Annotated in this window: 19 protein-coding genes and 1 tRNA gene; 14 read left to right on the top strand and 6 right to left on the bottom strand. The window is 54.2% G+C overall.

The window, feature by feature from the left end; all coding sequences use genetic code 11:
• Positions 1 to 20: 20 nt before the first annotated feature.
• A complete protein-coding gene (locus ENN40_08525) occupies positions 21 to 1,586 on the top strand; it encodes a hypothetical protein (protein ID HDP95387.1) in 1,566 nt (521 codons plus the stop codon).
• 55 nt (positions 1,587 to 1,641) lie between these two features.
• Here ENN40_08525 and ENN40_08530 read toward each other — a convergent pair whose 3' ends face one another.
• Complete coding sequence (locus ENN40_08530; protein ID HDP95388.1) at positions 1,642 to 2,292, bottom strand: hypothetical protein; 651 nt, start codon at positions 2,290 to 2,292, stop codon at positions 1,642 to 1,644.
• Between the two features lie 111 nt (positions 2,293 to 2,403).
• On the opposite strand from ENN40_08530, the gene ENN40_08535 reads away from it, so the two are divergent.
• From ENN40_08535 to ENN40_08545, 3 genes are read left to right on the top strand one after another with little or no spacing between them, the layout of a single operon-like run.
• Positions 2,404 to 5,007: an alpha-amylase gene (locus ENN40_08535; protein HDP95389.1), complete on the top strand. Its 2,604-nt coding sequence runs from the start codon at positions 2,404 to 2,406 to the stop codon at positions 5,005 to 5,007.
• Positions 4,955 to 5,263, top strand: coding sequence for a PilZ domain-containing protein (locus ENN40_08540; GenBank protein HDP95390.1), 309 nt, complete (start codon positions 4,955 to 4,957; stop codon positions 5,261 to 5,263). Before ENN40_08535 ends, ENN40_08540 begins: the two co-directional genes overlap by 53 nt.
• Complete coding sequence (locus ENN40_08545; protein HDP95391.1) at positions 5,260 to 5,823, top strand: aminoacyl-tRNA hydrolase; 564 nt, start codon at positions 5,260 to 5,262, stop codon at positions 5,821 to 5,823. The genes ENN40_08540 and ENN40_08545 overlap by 4 nt, the downstream gene beginning before the upstream one ends.
• Before the next feature lie 131 nt (positions 5,824 to 5,954).
• Here the strand turns inward: ENN40_08545 and ENN40_08550 are convergent, their stop codons facing one another.
• Together ENN40_08550 and ENN40_08555 are read right to left on the bottom strand one after the other, a co-directional pair.
• The gene (locus tag ENN40_08550; GenBank protein ID HDP95392.1) at positions 5,955 to 7,007 is read right to left on the bottom strand and encodes a hypothetical protein; all 1,053 of its coding nucleotides are present in this window, start codon (positions 7,005 to 7,007) and stop codon (positions 5,955 to 5,957) included.
• Position 7,008: 1 nt separating this feature from the next.
• Positions 7,009 to 9,168 carry a S46 family peptidase gene (locus ENN40_08555; protein HDP95393.1) on the bottom strand — a complete coding sequence of 720 codons (2,160 nt, stop codon included), beginning with the start codon at positions 9,166 to 9,168 and terminating at the stop codon, positions 7,009 to 7,011.
• A gap of 130 nt (positions 9,169 to 9,298) precedes the next feature.
• Between ENN40_08555 and ENN40_08560 the strand changes: the two genes are divergently transcribed.
• Together ENN40_08560 and ENN40_08565 are read left to right on the top strand one after the other, a co-directional pair.
• Positions 9,299 to 9,373 (top strand) — tRNA-His (locus ENN40_08560).
• A gap of 60 nt (positions 9,374 to 9,433) precedes the next feature.
• The gene (locus ENN40_08565; GenBank protein HDP95394.1) at positions 9,434 to 10,477 is read left to right on the top strand and encodes a hypothetical protein; all 1,044 of its coding nucleotides are present in this window, start codon (positions 9,434 to 9,436) and stop codon (positions 10,475 to 10,477) included.
• A 20-nt stretch (positions 10,478 to 10,497) separates the two neighbouring features.
• Here ENN40_08565 and ENN40_08570 read toward each other — a convergent pair whose 3' ends face one another.
• A complete protein-coding gene (locus ENN40_08570; protein ID HDP95395.1) occupies positions 10,498 to 11,496 on the bottom strand; it encodes a tetratricopeptide repeat protein in 999 nt (332 codons plus the stop codon).
• 207 nt (positions 11,497 to 11,703) lie between these two features.
• Here ENN40_08570 and gcvT point away from each other — a divergent pair, with 207 nt between their 5' ends.
• The 7 genes from gcvT (at position 11,704) to radA (ending at position 20,443) form a co-directional block, all read left to right on the top strand.
• A complete protein-coding gene (gene gcvT / locus ENN40_08575; GenBank protein ID HDP95396.1) occupies positions 11,704 to 12,798 on the top strand; it encodes a glycine cleavage system aminomethyltransferase GcvT in 1,095 nt (364 codons plus the stop codon).
• A 97-nt stretch (positions 12,799 to 12,895) separates the two neighbouring features.
• On the top strand, positions 12,896 to 13,270 hold the full coding sequence (gene gcvH / locus ENN40_08580; protein ID HDP95397.1) for a glycine cleavage system protein GcvH: 375 nt from the start codon (positions 12,896 to 12,898) through the stop codon (positions 13,268 to 13,270).
• 15 nt (positions 13,271 to 13,285) lie between these two features.
• On the top strand, positions 13,286 to 14,635 hold the full coding sequence (locus tag ENN40_08585) for an aminomethyl-transferring glycine dehydrogenase subunit GcvPA (protein HDP95398.1): 1,350 nt from the start codon (positions 13,286 to 13,288) through the stop codon (positions 14,633 to 14,635).
• Positions 14,632 to 16,077 (top strand): glycine dehydrogenase subunit 2, encoded by a 1,446-nt coding sequence (locus ENN40_08590; GenBank protein HDP95399.1) that lies wholly within the window; start codon positions 14,632 to 14,634, stop codon positions 16,075 to 16,077. The genes ENN40_08585 and ENN40_08590 overlap by 4 nt, the downstream gene beginning before the upstream one ends.
• A 4-nt stretch (positions 16,078 to 16,081) precedes the next feature.
• The gene (locus tag ENN40_08595; GenBank protein ID HDP95400.1) at positions 16,082 to 16,960 is read left to right on the top strand and encodes a glycine--tRNA ligase subunit alpha; all 879 of its coding nucleotides are present in this window, start codon (positions 16,082 to 16,084) and stop codon (positions 16,958 to 16,960) included.
• Positions 16,953 to 19,025, top strand: a complete 2,073-nt coding sequence (locus ENN40_08600; protein ID HDP95401.1) for a glycine--tRNA ligase subunit beta — start codon at positions 16,953 to 16,955, stop codon at positions 19,023 to 19,025. The genes ENN40_08595 and ENN40_08600 overlap by 8 nt, the downstream gene beginning before the upstream one ends.
• Before the next feature lie 41 nt (positions 19,026 to 19,066).
• Complete coding sequence (gene radA, locus ENN40_08605) at positions 19,067 to 20,443, top strand: DNA repair protein RadA (GenBank protein HDP95402.1); 1,377 nt, start codon at positions 19,067 to 19,069, stop codon at positions 20,441 to 20,443.
• Between the two features lie 174 nt (positions 20,444 to 20,617).
• Here radA and ENN40_08610 read toward each other — a convergent pair whose 3' ends face one another.
• Positions 20,618 to 22,468, bottom strand: coding sequence for a hypothetical protein (locus ENN40_08610; protein HDP95403.1), 1,851 nt, complete (start codon positions 22,466 to 22,468; stop codon positions 20,618 to 20,620).
• A 138-nt stretch (positions 22,469 to 22,606) separates the two neighbouring features.
• Here ENN40_08610 and ENN40_08615 point away from each other — a divergent pair, with 138 nt between their 5' ends.
• Complete coding sequence (locus tag ENN40_08615; protein HDP95404.1) at positions 22,607 to 22,879, top strand: HU family DNA-binding protein; 273 nt, start codon at positions 22,607 to 22,609, stop codon at positions 22,877 to 22,879.
• Between the two features lie 79 nt (positions 22,880 to 22,958).
• On the opposite strand, the gene ENN40_08620 is transcribed toward ENN40_08615, so the two are convergent.
• Complete coding sequence (locus tag ENN40_08620; protein HDP95405.1) at positions 22,959 to 25,232, bottom strand: hypothetical protein; 2,274 nt, start codon at positions 25,230 to 25,232, stop codon at positions 22,959 to 22,961.
• Positions 25,233 to 25,340 lie beyond the last annotated feature (108 nt).

Below are 25,340 nucleotides of genomic sequence, written 5' to 3' on the forward strand. Positions count from 1 at the left end.
ATAAGGGCGTTTATACCATAATGTATAATGAAACCTTATGCTTTCGAAATGATATCAACTGCTCAGATCGGGAGGTCGGCATGACAGGCAAGAAAAGTGTACCGGTTATCGCAATCCTGTCCGCGGTCCTGCTGTACGCGGGACAACAGCAATCGACGGCACGTTTCCTTAAAATCAAGGAACCTGTACTGAATCAGGAGTCGGGCAACCATCTGCTCTTAAGCCTGGACAACCTGTACGAGATGATCCGGTTGGACGAACTCCAGGATGCCGCCGGTGATCTGGAGATCATCAACACGGACGGCGAAACCGTTGCGCGGCTGGGAAAAGTGAAAAACGGAGAAATCAAGTGGACTTTCCGCGTGGTAAATGACCAGTGGCTCCTGGTGGAATTCAAAGAAAATGACTACCGAAAAATCCTGGAAAATGTCCAGAGCAACCCAGGTGAATCGGGTTACCTGCTGCAACTGGTTACCAAGGACATTAAAATCCCGGACGGCCGTTTCGTGATCCGGGACGCAGACAAACGCTACCAGCAGAAGGAATTGAACTACTTGCGTTTTTACCACCTGACATTCTCGGAAGTCCCCGACCTGGCCGTGGAGATGAAATTCCCCATTCACATTCAGAACGGCCAGGACATAACTGATGAGATTGAAGTGTCGGTAAAAAACAAAGGCGCCTCCCCTGCTGAGGAAGTTCAGGTGGAATTGCTGCTTTCCGCCCAGAGCCAGTTGCCGCCAACCCCCATTCCCAGTGTCACGGTTTTCTCACCGGACGCGCCCTTGCGCCTGGGACGGGTTACGCTAAAGCAACTGGATCCGGGCGAGAGTCGTAAGATTTCTTTTACCGACTCCATCACCATTCCCTTTGACGTACCTCCGGGCAAGTATTACATGGCCGTGGTGGCTGACCCGGAAGGAAAACTGAAAGAATATGCCCGCCTGGACAACAGCATTCTGGGCCTGACCCTGCTGGCGTTTCCCAAACTCCAGAAACTCGAGGTTGGACTGAACCAGGCACAACTGGTTTTCGAACCGGAAAACTACAAGCTCACCATTGAAAGCCAGGGGGACGTGATTTCGGACGGCAAAGACTGGCGCAAGTGCCGCATGCGTCCCTATATCTTCCAGTTGCGCCATGCCAACTGGCCCGATTATCACTGGGAGATCAACACCGTTGACCGGGGCGTCTGGGAAGTGCGCGGGGCCCAGTTCTGCCAGACCGGCGGCCGGGGGCGGGAACTACCCACGCGCATTGAAGTGGACGGCGGATCACGTTTCACCCAGCCCAGAAGGGTGATCATTCCCCTGAATGACCTGATGTTGCACTTTTTCGGCGACCAGGGGCGTATGCAATTAACCGCCTACGGAAGTCCCATCCAACATGGCCCCGCCTGGCGCATCTGCCGCCTGAAGCCATCAGTATACCGTTTCCGTACCACATTGTGGCCGGATTTCTTTTGGGAGATCGACCTGTTCGAAAAGAGCGGCAGCCGGGTGAGCGGCGTGGATTTTCAACATGAAGGCGGCGAACACCAACCCATGGACGTCATCTTGAAAACCGAATACGCCCCAGGCGAATAACCGGGCTTCCCCGGACCAGCCTGCATTTCTCGCAAGGATTGTCGCGAAACGCAGGCTAAGGTTGTCCCGACGGTTGCGTCAGGTTGAACCGGGACAGTTGGTTGACGTCGGAATCGAAAAGAACGGAGTTGACCCGCAGTACATATCCGGTATTGTTGTATTTGTAACCATTATTGTAGAGATGCAACGCCCGCTGGATATTGCCCTTGGCAACCAGGGAATATTGTTTCAGAATCTGTAAGCCCAGGTCGATGTTGTATTCAACATCAAAAATGCGGCGACGATCGATCTTTAACTCATCTTTCCAAACCGACAGGTTAACCTGCATCAACCCATAAGCACCGCGATGGGAAACCGCCTTGGGATTGAAAGCGCTCTCCACCTGGATCACGCCCATGACCAACCGGGGATGAAATCCGTATTCACGGCTTTTTTGGAAGACCACCTGGGCGATACGATCAAACAATGGATAACGACGCGCAAAAGCCTGCACCCGGTAGCGGGTGATCTCGTAATCCTTGAGCTGTCTGTTGCGCAAATCAAGTTCTTTTTCCAGCGAGCGCACGCGCTGCTGCATCTTTCCCAGGGATTCCAACTGGGATTCGTACTTGCGATTGAACTCGGCAATGGCCAGAAACAACCCGGACAGTCCGGCCACCAAAAGGACGGTGAAAACAAGCACCATCTTGCGTACGTTGTGTTGCATGTCAGCAGATCCGATTCGCCTTTCCGGAATTATACCCCGGCTGGAAAAGGAAAATCAAATTTTTGCATCGCGATTGACTTCCCTTTGGCAATGGGCTAGTGTGAACAACAAATGCGCCTTCACCGCAAAATCCGCGAGCAGCTCCAACCCGATCCTTCCCGGCTCTCCAGCGAAGGAGATCTGGTATTGAAATCAATTCCCTGCGCCCGCGGATTTGCCGCACGAATTGCCGCAGCCGCGATGCCCCCACTCGGGGCCGGTGAACTTCTGGCCGCCTCGCTGATCCACCAGATCCAACACCGGATCATCCGCATCAGCCTGGGCTCAGCCGTTTTGCCGGTAAACATCCTGGCCCGGAAAATGGGACCGACCCAATTGGATCAGATTCTTTGCCTGGTTACGACGGATTTCCCACCGGAAGGAGTGTTTTTCAACCGCACCTCGCCCGCCGAGTACCTGGATGGATTGCAACGCAGATCACAAATGCTCGAAGAACTCTGGCTGCTCGATCTGGCAACAGCCAACCCGGCTCTGAATCGGGTAAAAGCACTGTTTCCAGTGGAAAAACTGCTTGCGCAGAAAGTTTTTTCCACCGTTCTGCCCCTACTGGAGTCTCTGCTGCGTGCCACTCCCGATTCAAGCGAGGAAAAGATTGCCTTTCTGCCTGACGCGTTAACGGCAGCGGTCCGTGCCGCCCCGGACTCCCTGTTTGAGCAACTGGTGGTCTTGAAACGTGAATGGGGAGCCTGGATGCCCGACCTGGCTGATTGCGTTAACAGCGCGCTGGATTTGGTGGCCGAAGAAAAACCCCCCGCCCATCCTCCACCGCCGCCGAAAGCCACTTACTGGCGCCGCGCGGATGAATCCATGGATGGAGCGGATTATTTCAGTCATGACAGCGATTGGATGAGGAAGCTCGTGCTGGTGGCCAAGCATGCCCATGTATGGCTGCACCAATTAAGTGTACGCTGGCAGCGCCCGGTCAACAGCCTGTCAGATATTCCCGATGAAGAGTTGCAACTCCTTGCGGCTCAGGGATTTACGGGTATCTGGCTGGTGGGGCTGTGGGAGCGTAGCCCCGCTTCACTGCGCATCAAGCGCCTCTGCGGCGACCATGAAGCCCTGGCCTCAGCTTATGCGATCAACCGTTACCACGTCGCGCCCGAACTGGGAGGAGACAACGCCCTGGAAAACCTTTCACATCGCGCCGCCGGAGTGGGCATTCGTTTGGGGGCCGACATGGTTCCCAACCACATGGGTTTGGATTCACCCATGGTCCGAAATCACCCGGAACTGTTTATCCAGCGCAATGACTGCCCCTATCCCGGATATTCGTTCAATGGGCCTGAACTCAGCCCCGAAGCGGAGACTTCGATCCACATTGAAGATCATTACTTTGATCATTCCGATGCGGCGGTGGTGTTTCGCATGCATGACCGCAAAGGCCGGCAACGCTATGTGTACCACGGCAATGACGGCACCCATATCCCCTGGAACGACACGGCCCAGTTGGATTTTCTTCAAGAAAAAGTGCGGCGGATCGTGATGGACCAGATTCGCGGCGTTGCCCGCCGGGTGCCCATCATCCGCTTTGATGCCGCCATGACGCTGACCAGGCGACACTTTCGCCGCCTTTGGTACCCTGCCCGCGGGCAGGGAGGTGCCATTCCTTCCCGGGCGGAGTCGGCTCTGGATCAGGCCGCTTTTGACGCCGAAATGCCGGAAGAATTCTGGCGCGGGGTGGTGGATACCATGACAATGGAATTTCCGGATACTTTGCTCCTGGCGGAAGCGTTCTGGCTGATGGAGAGCTATTTCGTACGCAGACTGGGCATGCACCGGGTGTACAACAGCACCTTTATGCACATGCTGCGTAACGAAGAAAACGCGGATTTCCGCAAGTACATCCTTTCCATCTGGAAAGAAAACCCTTCCGTTCTCTCCCGTTTCGTTAATTTTTTAAGCAATCCGGATGAAGAAACAACGGCAAGACAATTCGGCCGGGGAGACAAGTATTTTGCCGCCTGTACCTTGATGTTGACCCTCCCCGGGCTTCCCATGTTCGCCCATGGCCAAGTGGAAGGCCTGGAAGAGAAGTACGGCATGGAGTTCGCCGCCCCCCGCAGCAGCGAAAACCGGGATGAGCCCCTGTATCAACACCATAACGCCTTTGTATTCCCCCTGATGCGGCAACGCCGGCGTTTTGCTGCAGCCGATGACCTGGAGATGTTTTCTTTTCGCACCGATAATGGAGAAATCGACGAAAATGTTCTGGCCTTTTCCCGCGGACGGGGAAGAGAAACCTTGCTGGTTCTGGTCCACAACTGCTATGCATCCACTGAAGGCAGCCTGCGTGATGGAGACTTGAACCCGGGTCATAACCTGACAGACATCTTGCAGATCCCTGCTTCCAGCCACAGAGATCTATATTTTCATGACCTCGTAACCGGAACCCGCGTCATCCAATCCGCCGCTGATCTGCGGCGCCGGGGGTTGCATTTCCGTTTGAATGCCTATGGACACCACCTGCTTGAATACCGGGGGCCCGTGGACTCGCCTTGGCCCGGGCCTGCTCACGAATCTGCCGCCACAACCCTTGAAAATTCAAAAAGATCAGCGTATGCTGAATCCAAAATCCAAGAGCCGGATAGGGTGAGCCGCCATGGAAAAGCGCAAAGACAAAAGACTAAAAAAAAGAAGTCTGATCAAAGTTGACGACAAGGCCGGGATGCTTCTGGATATCAGCGAAGACGGCATCAAAGTGGCTTTGCCTTCTTTGCCGACCCGGCGACAGATCCGCGTCAGCCTCCAACTCGACGGCGAAGAATTCAATTTGTCCGGGACCATCCGCTGGATCAGGAAGACCTTTTCGGCTCATGGATCTAATGAACTGGGGATCCACATTGAAGATCCTCCTCCGACTTTTGTTACCGCGGTCGGCAGGGTCGGCGGCCCGATTATCGCGCAGTGAATCCGCCTGAAAACGCGCCGCCCTTCTATTTGAAACTGGTTGTGTTTTTGGGAAATCCAGGCGATGGATACCGGAACACCCGGCATAATTTCGCCTGGAGAGTGCCCGAGTTCCTGGATCCGCCTCCCCACGACTGGAAAAAACGCTTCCAGGGAGAAATCAGCCGCTATTCTTTTTCCGGGGGATCCACCTGGCTGCTCAAGCCCATGACCCTGATGAACCTCAGCGGCCGCAGTATTTCTCGCATGGCCGGATACCTGGCAATTTCCCCAAACGAAATACTGGTCGTTCACGACGACCTGGAATTGGACTTCGGCCGCATCGCGCTCAAAAGAGGCGGGGGACTGGGAGGGCACAACGGGCTGCGGTCCATAACCGATTCGCTGGGGACCCGGGATTTTCTGCGACTGCGGCTGGGCATTTCACGACCCGGCCGGGGCTCAGTCACATCCTGGGTTCTGGGGCGCTTCAGCAAAGAGGAGGCCCGGAAAGTCGATGGTATCGCCGCCGCCGCCGCGCTTGAAATCAAGCGTTTGCTGCTTGAAGGGGAACGTGGATGAAGGGGGACGGTTCTTGACAATTTGACATTCTGCATATAAAACAACGGCACTCAAAATTTCAGTTCAGTCGCTCCCGCAAAAAGAATACCTATATAGGCGATAAAGCCAAAATGTCAAATTGCTTAGCGCACTCAAGAACCGTCCCCCTTACGTGCGTTTGGTGCCCTGCGGATCACTTGCGGAATCAAAAACAACTCCACCCGCCGGTTGCGGCGCCGCCCCGCTTCCGTGGAATTATCCGTTACCGGCTTGTACTCCCCGTAACCAGCGGCGGTCAAATGCCTGGGGTTCATGCCTTTGTCCGTCAGATATTTCACCACCTCAATAGCCCGGTAGGTCGACAATTCCCAATTGGATGCATAACGGTCACGGGCATCGGGCCGAATGGGGACATTATCGGTGTGGCCGGCCACAAAGATATCGACTTTATCCACCTGTTGCAGCAAAACGGGAAAAACCGAATCAAGAAGACGCCGACCGGGCGGACGCAGGCTGTGACTGCCGGATGCGAAGAGGATATCTCCCTGGAACGACACTCTCAGCTGGCCGTCTTCGATCTTGGTTTCCAAATCCGTCACCGCCGCCTGAAGATCGGTGCGTATGTTTTCCAATTCTCCGATGTAGGACTTCTGTTGATCCAGACGTTGGCGGTATTCATCCAGTTCATCCAGTTTCTCTTTCAGCAAAAGGTTGCGTTCCTGAAGATCGGTATTGATCTCTTTCAACTCCAGGTTCAGTCGCGCGACCTTATCGCCCAGAATGCGCCGCGATACATCCAACATATCGGCCATTTTGCGGTTGAACTGGGAGCGTACCGCCCCCAGGGCGGCACTGTCCCGGTCCGCGGGGCGCAACAGCATTTCCGATTCCGCGGGACGTAGCATCACGCGGTTTTCGCCTTCTTCATCCGCGGCGCCGAGCAAGGCTTCCCGGGTCAAGCGCTGAAAATCCCGGTCTTGGAGTTCCGCGGCCAGCCGCGTCAGCCCTTCCTGCTCTGCCTCCAGCCGGGCCCTGATCGCGTCACGGGACTCTTTCACGGTTGCCAGCTCAGTGCGCAATGATTTGCGCGTGGAAAAAACCTGAGACTTGGCAATAGCGTTGATCCCGTTCATCAGGGGTTCGGCCAGGAAACCTCCCAGCAAAAACACGATGATGCCCAGTGGAATCAGCCATCTCAAGCGCATATCATCCCTCCTTTGCCGAAACAGCCACTCCCATTTCGCGCACTAGGTGATGGGCCCCGCTATACTCACTCAGGAACCATAGGATGAAACGGATATCCACTCCGATTGAGCGGCTGAAACGGTCACTCCACGCGTAATCGTTGACGGTGGCTTCGAAAACGCGATCGAAATTCAAGCCCACCAGCTTGCCCCGGGCATCCAGAACCGGGCTGCCCGAGTTGCCTCCCGTGGTATCACAATCGTACAGCATGGCCACCGGCACCTGGCCCGGAACGGGGTCCGCAAAGCCGCCGTCATGGTTTTTGGCCACCAATTGCCGCAAGCGCTCGGGCGCAATGAAAGGCGGTTGACCCCGATGCTTCTCCACCAGGCCGCCCAAGGTGGTTAAAGGCGCCATCTTTACCGCGTCAGCCGGGGAGTAGCCGCGGATGCGGCCCATGGTCAGTCGCAATGTGCCGTTGGCATCAGGAATGAAATCCCGCCCCAGGAACCGGCGCTTGACTTCAACCAATCGAGCCAGTTGCTCGTCCAGACGACCCTTGCGTGCTTTACCCTCTTCTTCAATCCGATCCAGTACCGGGTGCAGCGCCAGAGCCAAGCGGATCATGGGATCCTTGGAACGCCGGAAATCCTCCGGTTTTGCTTTCAACCACTTTTCCGCGCAAGCGCGTTCAACCATTTCCGTGTCCCGGAAAATCCACTGGATGAATTGGGGCAATTCCTTTTCACCCAGGGCCGCCCGGATGGGCTCAACGTAGGCTGAATCCGGCTCCGACAGCACCTGCGACAGCATGTGTTGCGTTAATGCCCGGTCCGCAGGCAAATAGAAGTCACGGTAACCGCGCAGGATTCGTTGGCTCAAGCGGGTGAAATTGCGATCCATGTAGGCGGACTTACGTTGCAGGTCGGGTTTGCGACGTTCAACAGCGGCCTCGTACAAAGTGTGGGCCGTACCCAGCAAAAAGGCGGCCCGGGGCAGGTAGGAGCAGGCAAGGCGCGCTTTCCAATCCTGCTGATCCTGTTCGTATACTTTGCGGATTTCATCCAACACCGATCCGTACTTTTCCTTCAACTCCGGCTGGGAAAGAATAAACGCCTGAATTTTTTCTTCCTGATTGCGCCGCTGGGCGGTGATTTTCGCTTGCCGCATTCCTTTCAACTTGCCGCGATAATTTTTCATCACATTCCAGAGTCCCTTGAGCCGGGGAGCCAGTTGAATGGCCGCGTCATGGTCTTCCATACTCATCTTTTCCAGAACGTTGATCATCCACTGGTATTGAGTCACCACCCAGGGCATGCGGCGGTTCTCTTCAAATTCCAGGAAATAAGATGTGCGGTGCCGGTATGTGCGTCCGGGATATCCGGGAATGAAAACGAAATCTCCTTCACTGACACCATCGGGATTAACATGAAGATAGGCTTCGGGATGATAAGGCCGGTTGTTTTCGCTCCGGTCAGCCGGCTCACCATCCGGCCCCGTGTAGGCACGCAGCAAAGCGAAATCCCCGGTATGGCGCGGCCACATCCAGTTGTCTTCTTCGCCACCGAATTCCCCGATGGAACGGGGGGGAGCGTATACCAGCCGGATATCCCGCAGATCCGTGTAGACAAACAACACATAGGTCTTGCCGGGAAACATCTCGGCCACGGAGGCACGCTTGCCGGGATGGGCTTTTTCGGCTTTCTGAACAATGGATTTCATGCGCTTTTCCCTTGCACGGGTTTGCCGCGCATAAGGCATACCCGGGCTTACCGCGGCCAACACTTGGTTGGACACATCACGATAGGAATCGATGATGCGTACGGTGTAGCCGGGAGCGGACAGTTCTTTGGAGCGGTCTTCTGCCATGAATCCGTTCTCAAACAAGTCGTTTTCAGCACTGGTGGCGGACTGAATCGCCCGAAACGCGCAGTGGTAGTTGGTCAGGATCAGACCATCCGTTGAAATAAAGGACGCGGTGCAACCGCTCAAGTTGATGATACCGTCAATCAGGCTGACCCCATCGGGGTTATACAGTTCCAGCGGATCCATGAGCAACCCCCGGGAAGCCAAATCCAACTTGTGAATTTCACTGAGAGGCCACATCCCCTCTTCCGCCTGTAAACCGGTAGCCGGCATCACGACCAGCAACAACAAGCCCAAAGACAAAAAACAACGCATGATTTCCTCCTCACCATTTGACCCCAGCCCATCGGCTCGATCCAATCTAAGTTTAGCCCATCCGCTACCCCGGGTCAACCGCGTCCCGTATTGACATCCCAGCGGCCATGCGGTAAAATCAGAGTAAGTGGTGAGTGTAGCTCAAGGGTAGAGTATCGGTCTGTGGAACCGAATGTTGGGGGTTCAAATCCCCTCACTCACCCCACCTGTTCCCCATGGATGTTGAGCAACGATTCAGTGTTCCCACACAACGGCCTTTCCTGCCATGAAGTTCAATGCCTATTTCGTTGCCCTGAAGCACGAAGAACTTCATTTCACGGGCAGGGTTTCACTGGGGAACAGCAACCTGCAGGCAACCTTCACTCGTGTAGATACGGGGCTGTATACCGCGCATTTTAAACAGCAGATCTTTCTGCGGCACCACCAGTTTATGCGCCTGGGTAACCGCGATATCCCCGGTGACGTTCTATTGCCGGTATTGTCCAAGTACAACAAGCGCAAATTGCGCAAGATTGCTCATATCCTGCAAACCCATCCCGATCCGGATCCCGGCCAAATCGTTCTTCTTTTGCTTGAGGTCGACCGCTTTCTGGAAGCCGGGCTCATTCTGGACTTCTATGCCATTTCACATGCAGAAATGTTGCAACGCCTAGTTCAATCTGAATTGCGTGGTGAATTGAAACTCATCGAAACCCTGCCTTTGCTGGTCACATCCCAGGACAGTTTGGCGCGCTTGCGCAAATCCATGAGGGAGTGGCTGGAAGCCAAGCGGGAAAAAAGCACCCGAGCCATCCCCCTGACGCATTTGGAATTTCACCTGAAGATCCCGCATTCTTCACTGCTCTTTCGCTACCTTTTGTTTCCTGAAACCCAATCCGGGACATTTCGCCTCCTGGACGATCAGATCACATTCCCGCGCCAGGGTTTATCAGTGAAAGAAAAAGAAAATATCCGCTTGATCGAGGAAGAGGTCCAACGCCGGCACAAAGTGGTGTTTTCCATCGACGATCTGCTGCACACGTCGGGGTTATCATATCCTTCGATCAACAGTGCGTTGTGGTTCCTCTTAAACGAAGAACAGGTCGTGCGACTGAACGAGCGGGATTTTGTTTTTCAAGCGGATCTGGCCAAAATCATCAACCGCCTGAAAAAATTCAAACGCAACCAGGGAGATATGATCGACATCGCCACATTCCGTGAATTGACCGCTTTGAGTCGGCGCGCCATTATCCCCTTACTGGAATACATGGACACACGCCAGATCACGGCACGAACGGGTGACCGCCGCAGAATCCTTTTAACCGTATAATTCAAAAATCAGATAAACGCCTATTGGTTTAAACGGGTTTTGGCCGCAGCCAGAACAGAGTTAAATCCCTGATCCTGATCTTCCTGGGTCTGCCCCTTCGTCTTGACATTGTAGTAGAGGTGGCGGAGCAGTTTATATACCCGGGACTGCGTCGATGGATTCATCTGGTAGGCCTCGGAGAGATAGCGGATGGCCTTGTCCACGTCTTTAGACTGGGAAAGAACCGCTATGTTGTAAGCGGTCTTGATATTGCGCCGGATTTTGTAGGCCTGTTCCAGGTAGTTGATGGCCTTGTCTTTATTGCCCATCTTTGAATACCATACGGCCAGGGCACTGATGTAGCGGGTATTATCGGACTCTTTCTCCACCAGTTGTTCCATGATTGAAACCGCCTCTTGTTTGCGGTTGAGGTTAAACAAACCGTTGCAAAGAGAGAACAGCAGGTCGGCATTCTTGCGCACTGGTTCCACGTTATAGGCTTCCAGCCCCTTGCGGGCGGCCTGGGAGATCATTTCCGGATCGTCTTTTCCCCGGGCATACAGGGTTTGAATTTGAATGCGCAGGGCCGGGGCGATGTATTGCTTGTCATACTTTCCGTGGGAATCTTTGCCCTCACTGGCCTTTAATTCCCCGGCCAGGGCGATTACCTGTTCCGCATACGCATGGGCTTTCTCCAAGTCCGTCTTGGTGACGTTGTAGGAATTGGACAGCCACAAGCACAGGTTGAGTTTGTTTTTCAGATCCAGGTCTTTATGGGTCAGGGCTTTCTCTCCGAACGCAATGGTCTTCTCAAACTGTTTTAACTGGTAAGTCGTCAGGGCCAGATTCAAATAGAGCAGACGGGCCCGCTCGTCCTGGTCCTGGCCGAATTTGCTTTCATATTCCTGGAGCAGGGTCAGTTTGGCTTCCAGATTGTTTTCCTGACTGATCCTGGACCACAAATCCTGTTTTTCATCCGCCAACAAAAAAAACGATGATATCATCATAATGATCAATAGCAACACAAATTGTTTTTTCATATGGAATCCTCCACAGAGCAGACTGAATCCGCCAAGATTTCCTTTGAAAAATAATTATATAAGTTGATCGCTGGAAATGTCAAGGGTTTCCAAAGCACGGCACTGCTTGAAATTTCCCCGGGGGTGTGCTAGTTTTGGATCAGAATTGCAACGGATGGATCCGAGGCTTCTAGAGTGCCGTCCGGTCCGGATCGTGTGGAGATGATTATGAAGAAAACCCGAATCAACCATGCCCATTACCAGTTAAACGGGAAGATGGTGGATTTTGCCGGCTGGGACCTTCCGGTTCAGTACTCCGGTGTCAAAGAGGAACACCTCGCTGTTCGTCATACCGGAGGAATCTTTGACGTCAGCCATATGGGTGAAATCTTTTTGCGCGGCCCGCAGGCCCTGGATGCCGTGCAATACATATCTTCCAACAACGCCGCCCGGCTCGAACCCGGCCGTATTCAATATTCCGGCCTTCTCACCGAAAAAGGCTGTTTTGTGGATGACATGCTGGTTCACAAATTGTCCGATTCCGAATATTTGCTGGTGGTGAACGCGGCCAACCTGGAGAAAGATGCGGCATGGATCCGCGAAAAAACAGAGACTTTTAATGTGGAAATCCATAATGAGAGTGAAGAGTACTCCCAGATTGCCATCCAGGGACCCAAAGCCCGGGTGCTGCTGTCGCAATTTACAGAAGCCGACCTCCAAAAGATCAGGTACTACTCTTTTGTTTTTACTGAAATTCAGGGCGTTGCCGCGCTGATATCGCGTACGGGTTACACCGGCGAAGATGGATTTGAAGTGTACTTTAAATCCGATGAAGCGTTCGCAACCTCCCTTTTCCTGGACTTCGTCCGCCAGGGGGAATCCCTGGGAATTGTCCCCGCCGGCCTTGGAGCCCGCGACACCCTGAGGCTGGAAGCCGGTATGGCGCTCTACGGAAACGACATCGATGACAGCCATACCGTGCTGGAAGCGGGACTGGGCTGGATCTTGAAATTCAAGAAAAAAGATTTCATCGGCCGCGATGTGCTCTTGCGCCAGAAAGAAGAAGGCATCCAGCGCCGCCTGGCCGGATTTGAGGTTTTTGGACGGGGCATCGCCCGCCATGGTTACCCCGTATTGTGGCAGGGAAAAGAGTTTTCACAGGTAACCAGCGGTACCATGGCCCCTTTTCTGAATAAAGCCATCGGCATGACATATCTGCCGCCCGAGGCCACCGAACCCGGAACACGGTTTCATATCATGATCCACAACCGCGACGTGGAGGCCCGGGTCACAAAGATGCCTTTTTACCAGCGGGAGAGTTGATGCGGGAAACTTCGGGGAGTTGCCATGCAACCTGTATCCGCGGCAAGTCCCGCACAAAAATATAGCTGAAAAAAAAATTCAGGTTAGGAGAAAAAAAATGAGTGCTGACGCCTTGAAATTCACCAAGGATCACGAATGGGTCCGATTGGAAGGTGACATCGCGGTAATGGGCATCTCTGAGCATGCCCAACACGAATTGGGCGATGTGGTTTATGTGGAACTCCCGGCCGTGGGCGATTCCATCAAGCGCGGAGATGCCTTGGCCAATGTGGAGTCGGTCAAAGCCGTTAGCGACGTCTACGCTCCGGTAAGCGGTGAAATCGTCGCGGTTAACGAAAACCTGGAAGACCACCCCGAACAGATCAACAAGGATGCCGAAGGCGGCGGCTGGATCGCCAAGATCAAGATTTCCGATGCAGCGGAACTGGACGAGTTGATGCCGGCGGAAGATTACCGGAAAATGATTTCCTGACTAGAGGAGAACGCCATGAGGTTCCTGCCATTGACGGATGCTGACCGGGAATCGATGCACAACTGCCTGGGAATCAAGGATTCGGCGCAGTTATTTGCCGATATTCCAGATAAATTCCGCTTTCCCCCCCTGAACGAGATTCCTGAAGCCTTAAGTGAGAACCGCCTGCTGGAACGATTCCGTGAACTTGCCGCGGCCAACCGTCACGATGAATATCTGCCATTCCTCGGTGCCGGTGCTTACCGCCATTTCATTCCGGAAGTCGTGTCACTTCTCAGCGCCAAGGGAGAATTTCTGACACCCTATACCCCTTATCAACCTGAGGTCAGTCAGGGAAGCCTGCAAGCCATTTTTGAGTACCAGACCATGATCACGCAGCTCACCGGGATGGACCTTTCGAATGCATCTCTCTATGACGGCGGCACCGCGGCGGCGGAAGCCCTGTTGCTGATGCAACGAAAATCCCGGCGTCCCCGTATCCTGGTGGCGGAAAGCCTGCACCCCGAATACAGGGAAATCATTCAATCGTATATCCAGAATCTGGGCATTCAGACGGAAACCGTGCCTATGGATCCAGCCACCGCCCGTGTGGACCTGGAAAAGTTGAAAGCCCTGCTGAATCCGGAAACCGGGGGATTAATCTTTCAGTCTCCCAATTTCTTCGGTGTCATCGAGGAATCCGCGGCCATTGCGGAACTCACGCATTCAGTTGACGCCTACGCCGCCCAAATCGTAACCGAAGCCATGTCACTGGCGTTTCTCAAGCCGCCGGGTGAACTCGGTGTCGACCTTGTAGCCGGTGAAGCCCAGAGTTTCGGTTTGCCGCTGGGATTCGGCGGCCCATACCTGGGATTCATGGCAACCAAAACGGAATTTCTGCGTCAGCTTCCCGGCCGCATCGTCGGTGAAACGAAAGACCTGGAAGGGCGCCGCGGCTACGTGCTCACCCTCTCGACCCGTGAGCAGCACATCAAACGTGAACGAGCCACGTCAAACATCTGTACCAACCAGGCCTGGTGCGCAGTGCGAGCCGCCATGTACATGGCCACCATGGGGCACGACGGTTTAATCAACATCGCCCAGACCAATCACACCAACACCTCCTACTTCGCGGACCGGGTAAACTCCCTGCCAAACATGGAGTTGGTGTTCCCGCGCAATTTCTTTAACGAAGTGGTGGTGCGGGTTAAAAACAGGCACGTAGACGACCTGCTTTCCCAGTTGGAAAGCCACCGCATTCTGGGAGGCGTGCCATTGCAGTGGTTTGCCCCGGACTACGCGGATTGCCTGCTGATCAACATCACGGAGATGCACCGGAAAAGCGAAATTGACCGCCTGCTGAACGCCATGGGAGGTACGCTGTGAACACCCTGCCCGAACTGTTGTTTGACAAGAGCCGACGCGGAAAGATCGGTTACTCTTTTGACTCCGATCCCATGCCGGAAACAAAGGAATATGTGGATCCTGAACTGCAGCGAAGCGACATTCACGGTTTCCCCAGTTTATCGGAAGTCGAGATCGTGCGCCACTACACCAACCTGAGCCACCTCAACCACTCCGTGGATTCGGGATTCTACCCCCTGGGGTCCTGTACCATGAAGTACAATCCCAAAGTCAACGAAACCATAGCCGCCATACCTTCATTTACAAACGCACACCCATACACACCCCACCATCTGGTAAAAGGCAATATCGATATCATGCGCGATCTGGAGGCCCGGCTGTGCGCAATCACGGGAATGAAGGCCTTCTCACTGGCCCCGGCGGCAGGCGCCCACGGCGAATTGACTGGAATGATGATAATCCGGCGCTGCTTGAGCGATCGTGGGAATCCCCGCCGTATCGTGTTGATCCCTGACTCCGCTCACGGAACAAACCCCGCGTCCGCCCATTTCGCCGGATACAGTGTAAAAGAGATCCCATCGGGTCCGGACGGCGTACTTGAGCCCGAAGCCCTCAAGGCGCATCTGGACAAGGATGTCGCCGCTCTAATGCTGACCAATCCCAATACACTGGGAATATTTGAACGGCACATATGTGAACTTGCGGCGGCCCTGCATGATAACGGCTCCATGCTGTATATGGACGGCGCAAACATGAACGCGCTGCTGGGCATCGTCCGCCCCGGGGACTTGGGTGTAGACGTCCTGCACTTGAACCTGCACAAGACTTTTGCTACGCCTCATGGCGGCGGAGGACCGGGATCCGGACCCGTCGGCGTGGCCGAACACCTGGCGCCTTTCCTGCCTCCACCCGTGATTCCCGCAGCGGACGGCTCTCGCCCCCGCTACCACATCCCCGACACCATCGGACGCATCAAGAATTTCTACGGAAATTTCCTGGTCATGGTCCGCGCCCTGGCCTACCTGATGAGCCTGGGGCGCCATGGCCTGCGCCTTGTCGCTGAAGATGCCGTGCTGAACGCAAACTACATCCGCTGCCGCCTCAGTGAAGTGTTGGACCTTCCTTATCAATCCCGCACCCTGCACGAAGTCGTGTTCTCTGATAAAGACTTACCCGTGTCAACCCTGGATATCGCCAAACGCCTGCTGGATTACGGCATTCATCCCTTTACCATTTACTTCCCGCTGATTGTTCGCGGCGCCATGATGATCGAACCCACGGAAACAGAAAGCCTGGAAACCCTTGACCGTTTTATAGCCGCCATGAAAGAGATCCTGGCGGAAGCGGAAAATGATGCGGATACGGTACGCAATGCACCCCACAACACCCCGCTGCGTCGCCTGGATGAAGTTCAGGCCGCGCGCCATCCGGTATTGAGGTGGCAACCCCAGGAACAGGAATGAGATCATGAGCCTTCAGGATATCATCCTCAAACTTCAGGAATTCTGGTCCCTGAACGGCTGCGTAATTGCTTCAGGATATGACCTGGAAGTCGGCGCCGGCACCATGACCCCGGACACGTTCTTCCGCGTTCTGGGAACGCGCCCCTGGAAAGTCGCCTACTGGCAACCTTCGCGCCGCCCCGACGACGGACGCTATGGAGACAATCCCAACCGCGTTCAAAAACACAACCAGTTCCAGGTCATCCTAAAGCCCATTCCCACTGATGGCCAATCCCTGTATCTCAACAGCCTCTATCATCTGGGCGTAGATATCCGCAACCACGACATCAAGTTCGACGAAGACAACTGGGCGTCTCCATCACTGGGCGCCTGGGGAGTGGGTTGGCAGGTGATGTGTGACGGATTGGAAATCACCCAGTTCACCTATTTTCAGCAGGCCGGCGGCAAGGAGTTGAACCCCAATTCCCTTGAGATCACCTATGGCGTTGAGCGCCTGGCCAGTTTTCTGGATCGCAAAAGCAATATATACGACCTGGAATGGGGGCACAAAACCTCCTACCGCGATCTGCGCCATGAAGAAGAACGCCAGTTTTCCATTTACAACTTCGAAGCGGCAAACATTCCCATGCTGCGTGACACCTTCCGCATGTACCGCGACGAAGCTACGCACCTGGTGGAAAACGGCCTGTACCTGCCCGCTTATGACTACCTGCTCAAATGCTCTCACACCTTTAATATCATGGATGCCCGCAAGGCCATATCCGTGGCGGAGCGAACCACGCTTATGGCGGAAATGCGCGACCTTGCCGGAGCCATTGCCGGCCTGTACCTGAAACGGATCCAGCCTCAGGCGGAACCCGGGGAGGGTGAACAGAATGGCTGACTTTTTGTTTGAACTCGGCGTTGAAGAGGTTCCGGTATCCGAAGCTCCACGGATCCGCGACCAGTTGGCGGGCGCTTTCCGGATGGAACTTGAAAATGAGCACCTGGGTATGGACACAATGGAAGTTGCGGCCACCAACCGGCGCTTCATGGTGTATATCACCGGCCTGCCTCATCAGGCAAGTGACCGCACTGAAGTCTTGACCGGCCCATCCAAACGCATCGCCTACGATGATGCCGGGAACCCGGCCGTTCCCCTGCTCAAATTTCTGGAAGCCAACGGTACGGCCCTGGATGACGTTCAGGAAGTGGAAACCGCCAAAGGGGTGTATATGGCGGTTGAGCGCCGCCACAAAGGCCAGAAGTCCCAGCGCGTGTTCGAAAAAGCCATTCCACGAATCCTCGCCGGCCTGACCTTCCGCAAAGCCATGGTCTGGAACGATTCTCGAGTTGCTTTTATCCGGCCCATCCGCAACATACTGGCCATTCTGGACGGAGAGCTCATTGCCGTGGAATTCGCCGGCATTCGATCCTCCCAGGAAATCGACGCCCATCCCCTGCTGGCTGAGGACAAACTGGAGATCCACTCTTACCGGGACTACATCGAAAAACTGCACAAGAACTTCGTCATTGCCGCAGAGCGTGAACGGGAAAAGATCATCCTGCAGGATGCGATCTCGTTGGCTGCAGACCTTGAAACCACCGTTGAAATCGATATGGACATGCTGCGGTACTATGTGTTTAACAACGAGTACCCCGTGGTATTTTCAGGGGAATTCGACCGCCGCTACCTGACCCTTCCCCAGGAGATCATTTCGGAATTCATGCGCAACGAGAAAAAGCTCCATCCCCTCCACGATAGTTCCGGACGCATGATCAACCACTTCATCGGCGTATCCAACGTGCCGGATGAACACCGGAATGTGGCTGGAGGCAACGAGAAAGTCATTAAGGCCACTTTCGAGGACGCATCCTTTTTCTGGGAATCCGACCGCACGGAAGATTTCCCCGTCCTGCGCGAAAAACTCTCCGCCCTGGTATTCCACGAAGGACTGGGCTCTTTTCAGGATAAGTCCAGCCGCATTCAGACCCTGGTTGCATATCTTTGCCGTCTGACAAACAACAACTCCATGACCGAAGACCTCAAAAAAGCCGCGGAATGGTGCAAAAACGACTTGGTCACCCGCATGGTGGGCGAGTTCCCCTCTCTTCAGGGCATCATGGGCGGTCTTTACTTGAGGGAAACCGGGGTTTCCGAGTCGATCTGGCGCCCGGTCTACGCTCATTATGAACCTCGGGGTTTCACACAGGATCCCATCAACCACCTGGGTGGTGGTTTGTTGTCCATCTGCGACAAGATCGACAACATCACCGCTTTCTTATCCAAAGGCATCCGCTCATCCAGCTCCAGCGATCCCTACGGCATCCGCCGGGACGCCAATGCCGTTATCAAAGTGATCCTGGACCTGGGTCTGGATTTCAGCCTTTCAGACCTGATCGGGCATGCCTGCAACTTGCTGGTGACGGATGAAACCGAAAGAAATATCCTGATGCGGAAGGTGGAGAACCTCTTCTACATCCGCCTGGATAACATCATGCGTGAAAATCTGGCCATCCGGCACGATGTGGCCGAAGCCGTCATTACCAATGCGAATCTGCAGATCTATCGCCTTTATCTTAAAACGCTTGAGATCTCGGAAATGCTCGGCACCCCCGCGATTCAGCCCTTGGTGATCCTGCACAAACGGGTAAAGAACATCTCTCGAAGCGATGACGAAGTGGGAGATGTGGTCCCGGAACAGCTTCAGGACCAGGAAGAAAAGGTGCTTTACGAGACCCTGAGGCAAACGGAACCCACCATCCACCGCCACCTGGAACTGCGGGAATTTCGAGCCGTGGCCGCGGAAATCCTGCAAATGAAGCCGTTGATCGACAATTTCTTTGATAACGTCCTGGTCATGGCCAAGCAAGAGGATCTGCGGCGCAACCGCATCGCCCTGGTGCGCAAGATCGATCATACCCTGATGCAGGTGGCTGATTTCAGCCGTATCATGGAATCCGAGTGAGCCGCTGAGAATCTCTCCAGAAGCTCGTAAAGGAGGTGTCCATGAAACAGAGGACCCATACCCTGTACGAATGCGTGGAATGCGGCTACCAGAGCCCCAAACACTACGGACGTTGCCCCCGGTGTGATGCCTGGGGTTCATTGACCGAGATCCTGCCGGTGAAGGATTCGTCCGCTTCCGGCGGCCAACGTAGGGGAATTTCGGCAATCCCCCTTGAACAGGTGGATTCGACCCGCGTAAACCGCCGGGTAACCGGGATACCGGAACTTGACCGGGTGCTGGGTGACGGATATGTTCCCGGATCCGTCATCCTGATCGGCGGCGAGCCCGGAGTCGGCAAATCGACGCTGCTGCTGCAGATTTGCGGCCAGACCGGACCCCGGGAGAGTCCCATACTCTACTATTCAGGGGAGGAGTCGGACTCCCAGATCAAACTGCGAGCGGAACGCATCGGCATTCCCGCTACGGGGGTTCATTTGCTGTCCATGGGAGACATGGAAGACCTGCAGGACGCTGTAACCCGCTTGAACCCACGGATTCTGATCGTGGATTCCATCCAGACACTCAATGCCGGCGGCAGCACGACCGGAACAGGATCCGTGGCCATGATGCGTCAGGCCACCGCCGCATTGATCGAAACCGCCAAGGCCGTTGACATGACTGTTTTCATTATCGGCCACATCAACAAAGAGGGGCAGATCGCCGGTCCCAAAACCCTGGAACACATGGTGGACGTGGTGCTCTACTTCCAGGGAGAATTGAAATCGGACCTGCGCATCCTGCGCTCTGCAAAAAACCGTTTCGGCCCTGTAGATGAACTGGGAGTGTTCCGCATGAGCGCCGGCGGTCTGGAATCCGTTGCGGACCCCTCGGCCCTGTTCATCCATGGCCGGGAAAACCGCGAACCGGGAGTGGTCATCTTCCCTACGCTCAATGGACAACGGGCCCTATTGGTCGAGATCCAGTCTCTGGTATCGGAAAGCCCGTTCAGCGGCAACCCGCGACGCATTTCGGTGGGATTCGACGCATTCCGCACCGCCATGCTGATATCCGTAATTGAAAAAAAACTGAAGATTCCTTTTTATCAACACGATGTGTTTATCAACGTAACCGGGGGCTTCTCGCTGCGGGACCCGGCTGCCGACCTTCCCGTACTGGGCGCCCTGTTATCCAGCCGTCTCAACCTGACTTCCCCCCATCCACGAACCATGATCGGCGAAGTCGGCCTGACCGGTGAAATCCGGCCCACTGCCTGGATCGCTCCCAGAATGCGCGAAGCCCTGCAACAGGGGTTGACCCATTTCATTCTGCCCAAAGCCCAATCCGGAATCCCCGAGCAACCCGGTATGACGATCCATCCAGTGGAAAACATTTACGAACTCTTTCGCCTGTTGCGTCCGGCCAAAAGCAAGCACTAGCCTGCATTTCTCACAAGGATTGTCGCGAAATAGCGTAGATGGTTGTAGTGACAAGGCATTCGACAGGCATTATTCGAAGGCATAGCAGCGCTATGGCTGAGAAGAATGACCGAGCACAACGCCGTCAATGCGGCCACATCCGCCATTGCAGCAGATTGTTGTGAAAAATGCAGGCTAATCGTCCGGCCCGTTTCCCGACTTCAGAAATTCCCGCAATCGTCGTAACCAGGAGCTGTTTGGAAATATTGGTTCATGTTTCAGTACCAGGATATGGTACGATCTTTGGTTCCACTCGATTCGTGAAAATGAGAAGGGGATCGATTCCAGGTGTTTGACCATGCGTGGAAGCAGGTCTCTTTGATCTTGCGAGGACACCACCAGCACCGTGCGTTTCAACTGGTGAAGAATGCGGTAACGGAATATCAGTTTTTGACCACCCGGGCGGTTGGCCTGATCAACCGCTTTGGCACACAGTTTGACGGCTTCCACCAAGAGATCAAAAGGGGCTTCAATGCGGTACAATTCATCAAAACTAAAAAAGATGTCTCTCACCAGAAGTTGATTGATTGACTTCAGGGTGTCGTAAAGCTCTCCCAACACCCGCAGATCAATCTCACGGAACCCCTGGTCAAAATCCCTGAATTTGCCGTATACGGTTTCAATCCTCTTTTTCAGAACGTCAAACACTTCCCGGACATTGGAAAATTCGGCGAACTCTACCCGAAGCTTCAGGATGGCCACCTCCACCTCTTGCGTGTAGCGTTTCGGCGGCAGACTCGAAATCACCTCAACTCCACGCAGGGTTTCCAGCGCCGTCAACAAGAGGTGCAGACGTCCCGGATCCTCAGCGCGGGCCACCACCACCAACTTGATGGTGATCGAGAAATTCGACTGGTTTTCCACACTCATCAAGACCTGGGTCATGTGAGTACGCCGCAATTCCAGCATCAGGAACGGGATGATCGCCCGGGCATAATGTTCAAATCCACCAATGGATTTGACGCGCGAAAACGGTTTTGAAAACGTTGTGTTGACCAGTTTCATCAGGGATTCTTCAAGGTGTTGGATCTGGGTCCCTTTAAGGGGACTGCCGTAACGATCCACAATCTCAAGCCGATACACCAACACTCCCTGTTCGTTAACGAAACTCTTGTGGTGTTTGAGGATGTAGCCTGGAACCATGAAGTTGAGGGTGTGCAGGAAATCCTCAACAGAAACCAGTTCCTCGCGACATACGAATGTGATACCGGTCAAGTGTTCGAAACGGGTCTGAAAGCTTCGTATGCGGATCACCTGTTCCACCTCGCCTCTTCGCAACGCCTCCTGGAAACGGTGGTTATCGATAATCAGGTCCGCCAGCATGCGTACTGAACGCTCCTCCAGGTACTCCCGGCTCCGGGAAGAGACAAAATACAACGCTTCGCCTTTTTCTCCAATCAGTTTGTTTAAATCGGGTCCTGGGTAGATGCGGCGAATGCGGCGCACAATCTCATTGTAAATCCCGAATTTGACGGTTTCATCATCCAGAAACAGCGACTTGCCCACGCTTCCCACGGCGGCCATGCGGATGCGGCGCACCAGTTTATCTTTCTCTCGCAAAAAATGTTCGTACTCATCGCGCCGGGTTAAGGTAAATGCCAGGATCACCAGTCCGACCGTCATGGACCGGTAATCCACGGTAAAACCCTTAAGGAAATCGACGTTGCGCGCGGACTGGTGAACAATCCCCAGAATTGAGTTGGACATACCGGGCCAATCCTCTGCCAGTGCGCCAATGGCGAAGGTGACGGGAAGCCTCGACTCACCGATCTCTTCAATCAGGATCACCGCCTTTTTTCGCGACTCCTCGTACATGCTGATCAACTGCAAAAGCAGCGCCCGTTGCCTCTCCAGCGGGAACACATGCTGAGATTCCGCGATCAGATTCATGCGACGGGCGATCTTGTCTTCAGAAATGTGTACGCCCCTGGACTCCAGTAACCGGCTCAGGCTACGGATTTCAGCGGAATTCAGGTCGCCTTTCATGCTAAAATTTTAGTGCAGTGCCCAAATAAAGTCAAAAAATGAACATAACGGAGGATGCGCAAAAAAAATCCTTGGAAATGCGTATTATACTTGACTTTCAATTTATTGTTACCTATTATGGGCACTAGGGAGGACATCATGAACAAAACCGAACTGGTTAAAGCGATTGCGGAAAAGTCAAACCTTAAGGTCACGGACACGGAAAAACTGGTTAACGCTTTCATCGACACCGTTTCCGATGAGCTGAAACAGAAAGGCAAAGTCACCCTGGTTGGCTTTGGTACTTTCAGCGTTTCCCACCGCAAATCCCGGACCGGCGTTAACCCCAAAACCGGAGCCAAGCTGACGATAAAGTCAAAGGACGTCCCGGTTTTCAAACCGGGGAAAGCCCTGAAAGATTTGATCAACTGACTACCCGGTTACCCCCAAAAAGTTTCAATGGATCCAGAAATCCCCACACGGGGGTTTCTGTATATTGGGCAAAAGCGGGTTATTTGACGTCAACGTTTACCGGAGCCGGCGGCTCCACTTCCACCGCTTCACCGGAATCAGAAAAAGCCTGAAGGCTGGTGATGTGCAAAGCATGATTCCCCGCCGTGGAAAACCTCGCCTGAACCTGTGCCAGCATTCCATCTTTTCTTGGAGGCGTAAAATTAATGCCGAGGTCAAAGTTTCCCCCTGAAAAGTTCTTCAAGGTCCGCGCTTGTTCAGGCGGCAGGAAAGAGGTGCTGATCGACATGATTTCCACGTCTCCAGAGGGAAATTCCCCCGCCAGAGACAGGCGGGCCACAGGCGTGGATACACCGGCCAGGCGCAAAGTAAACAAAACGGGTTGATTCACCCGTACATTGCTGGAAGCCGGGGCAACCAGAACCCGGCCACCCTGTTGATCCAATTCCGGCACCACACGGCCCGCAGGCCGCTTCGCCGGCGGTTGAACTGACCCAACGGTTTCTTCCTGGGGCGCATCCACTCGGCCGCCCTCAACCCCCCCCAACGTATTGGTCCAGATGGTTTCACTGTCCCGGGCCAGTTGCAGGCGCCGACGGATCACCCGGGGAGAAATCGAGAAAATCAAATCCGTCTGATCGAGATTCCGGTTCGTACTGCCAAAGAGTTTGCCCAGAATCGGCAGGTGGGCAATCAGGGGGATTCCCTTCATGATATCCCGTTCTTCATCCCGAATGAATCCACCGATAATGTTGGTTTCCCCCTCTTTCAGACGAATCACGCTTTTGACTTCGCGTTTGCCCAACACGGGGAATTGATCTACATAACTGGTGACAAAAGTCATGGACAGCTCAATCTGCAGGGTGACTTCATCACTCTGATGAACAAAGGGGGTGATTTTGATTTCCAAACCCACGTTTTCGTAACGATAGGTTGTCACGGGCGTGTTGTTGACACCACCAGCGGCAAAAGACTGGAACTGGGTCTGGGGAATGGGGATCTTGTCTCCCACCATGAAATTGATCTCTTCACCGTGAATGCCGCGCAGATTTGGCTTGGCGATCAGGCGATTGTCTCCGCTGGTTTCCAACAGGTTCATGGCCACACTTGGGACCGTCAGAAAGAAATTCGTGTCTTTAATGCGGTCCAGCCGAAAAGTACTGCTGATCGATCCGCTGTCACCTTCAGTTCCCATGTTCAATTCGAACAGGGTGTTACCGAACCCGGCGCCGATCTCCTGCAAAAGGCTGCGATTGACCTCCAGAATCTCTACATCCAGTTCCACTTCAGCCTTGGCCTTATCCACTTGGGACAGAAATTGTTCCACCTCTTTCAAGGTCACCAGGTCCGCTTTGACGATCAACGTGTTCAACGCCGCGTCTTCCTGAACCATGGGCCGACTTTCACGGAAAACGCTTAAAACCAGCTTCTTTGCTTCTTCCGCCTTGATACTGGACAAGGGAAATACCTTGACGCCGCTCAGAGCATATGCCCGGTTCTTATAGGGCGTGTCGCTGAAAATCAGCACCGTAGAAGGGTCCAGGGCGCGGAATTTTGCCGCGGCCACAAGGCAGAGCTGGTTTAATACCTGGTCAAACGAAACATCCTCTACATCCAGCGAATACACAAAATCACGAAAGTCCTTATCAAATATGAAATTTACGCCGAAAGACTTTCCCAGCGCCTTGAATATGCGGGTGATCGGCATACTGCGCAGTTTCAGGCTGACCTTTTCCGCCGCATCCACTCCCAGACGCACCGGAGGCTGGATCTTTGATTGAAACCGTTGGCTGGAAACCTCGTCAGCTCCGCGTCCAAGGTATTCGTCCAATTCATCCTGCAACTTCTGATTCCCGGGAAATACCGCCTGTGCGGACCGGTATTCTCTGATGGCTTCGTTTTCTTTGCCTTGCCGGCGCAGCGACCTGGCGCGATACAAGTGAGAATAGTAACGCGACATGCGCACACGCAACAACAAAGTACGGTACTCCGTTTTCTGCGGGAAGCGTCGCACCAGATCCGTGAAATAGGCTTCCGCCCTGGCATAATCCTGCATCCGGGAGTAATCCAACCCCTGCTTGATGCGTTCTTTGTGCAGGGAACATCCGGAGTGAAGCATCAGCACCCCCAGGACTCCACACACAACCAAGGCGTTCTTCCAACTCAAATTACTGCTCATTTTCATCCACTCCCTGGAAGGGGATCTCGTGTCGCTTCCCATCCACCAAAACAACCATCCGCTTCTCGTCAAGCGCCTCCACGGATACGGCATCCAACACCTGCTCCCCCTCCGCTGCCACGAAATACTCCCCATCCACGCTGAGGATTGCCGTCAAGTGGCCTTTTCGCCGAATGAATCCCTCGAAAGCAATGCTGCGACGAATGCGATCTTCTGGATTCTGAGAGGCGTTCTTTTCCCCCT

Source organism: Candidatus Aminicenantes bacterium (assembly GCA_011049425.1).
Taxonomy (GTDB): Bacteria; Acidobacteriota; Aminicenantia; order UBA2199; family UBA2199; genus UBA876.

Excerpts from the sequence above, each read along its gene's own strand:
- ENN40_08525 (HDP95387.1), top strand. The coding sequence starts at position 21 with ATGTATAATGAAACCTTATGCTTTCGAAATGATATCAACTGCTCAGAT.
- ENN40_08530 (HDP95388.1), bottom strand. The coding sequence starts at position 2,292 with ATGCAACACAACGTACGCAAGATGGTGCTTGTTTTCACCGTCCTTTTG.
- ENN40_08535 (HDP95389.1), top strand. The coding sequence starts at position 2,404 with ATGCGCCTTCACCGCAAAATCCGCGAGCAGCTCCAACCCGATCCTTCC.
- ENN40_08540 (HDP95390.1), top strand. The coding sequence starts at position 4,955 with ATGGAAAAGCGCAAAGACAAAAGACTAAAAAAAAGAAGTCTGATCAAA.
- ENN40_08550 (HDP95392.1), bottom strand. The coding sequence starts at position 7,007 with ATGCGCTTGAGATGGCTGATTCCACTGGGCATCATCGTGTTTTTGCTG.
- ENN40_08555 (HDP95393.1), bottom strand. The coding sequence starts at position 9,168 with ATGCGTTGTTTTTTGTCTTTGGGCTTGTTGTTGCTGGTCGTGATGCCG.
- ENN40_08565 (HDP95394.1), top strand. The coding sequence starts at position 9,434 with ATGAAGTTCAATGCCTATTTCGTTGCCCTGAAGCACGAAGAACTTCAT.
- ENN40_08570 (HDP95395.1), bottom strand. The coding sequence starts at position 11,496 with ATGAAAAAACAATTTGTGTTGCTATTGATCATTATGATGATATCATCG.
- gcvT (HDP95396.1), top strand. The coding sequence starts at position 11,704 with ATGAAGAAAACCCGAATCAACCATGCCCATTACCAGTTAAACGGGAAG.
- gcvH (HDP95397.1), top strand. The coding sequence starts at position 12,896 with ATGAGTGCTGACGCCTTGAAATTCACCAAGGATCACGAATGGGTCCGA.
- ENN40_08585 (HDP95398.1), top strand. The coding sequence starts at position 13,286 with ATGAGGTTCCTGCCATTGACGGATGCTGACCGGGAATCGATGCACAAC.
- ENN40_08595 (HDP95400.1), top strand. The coding sequence starts at position 16,082 with ATGAGCCTTCAGGATATCATCCTCAAACTTCAGGAATTCTGGTCCCTG.
- ENN40_08600 (HDP95401.1), top strand. The coding sequence starts at position 16,953 with ATGGCTGACTTTTTGTTTGAACTCGGCGTTGAAGAGGTTCCGGTATCC.
- radA (HDP95402.1), top strand. The coding sequence starts at position 19,067 with ATGAAACAGAGGACCCATACCCTGTACGAATGCGTGGAATGCGGCTAC.
- ENN40_08610 (HDP95403.1), bottom strand. The coding sequence starts at position 22,468 with ATGAAAGGCGACCTGAATTCCGCTGAAATCCGTAGCCTGAGCCGGTTA.
- ENN40_08615 (HDP95404.1), top strand. The coding sequence starts at position 22,607 with ATGAACAAAACCGAACTGGTTAAAGCGATTGCGGAAAAGTCAAACCTT.
- ENN40_08620 (HDP95405.1), bottom strand. The coding sequence starts at position 25,232 with ATGGGGAGTATTTCGTGGCAGCGGAGGGGGAGCAGGTGTTGGATGCCG.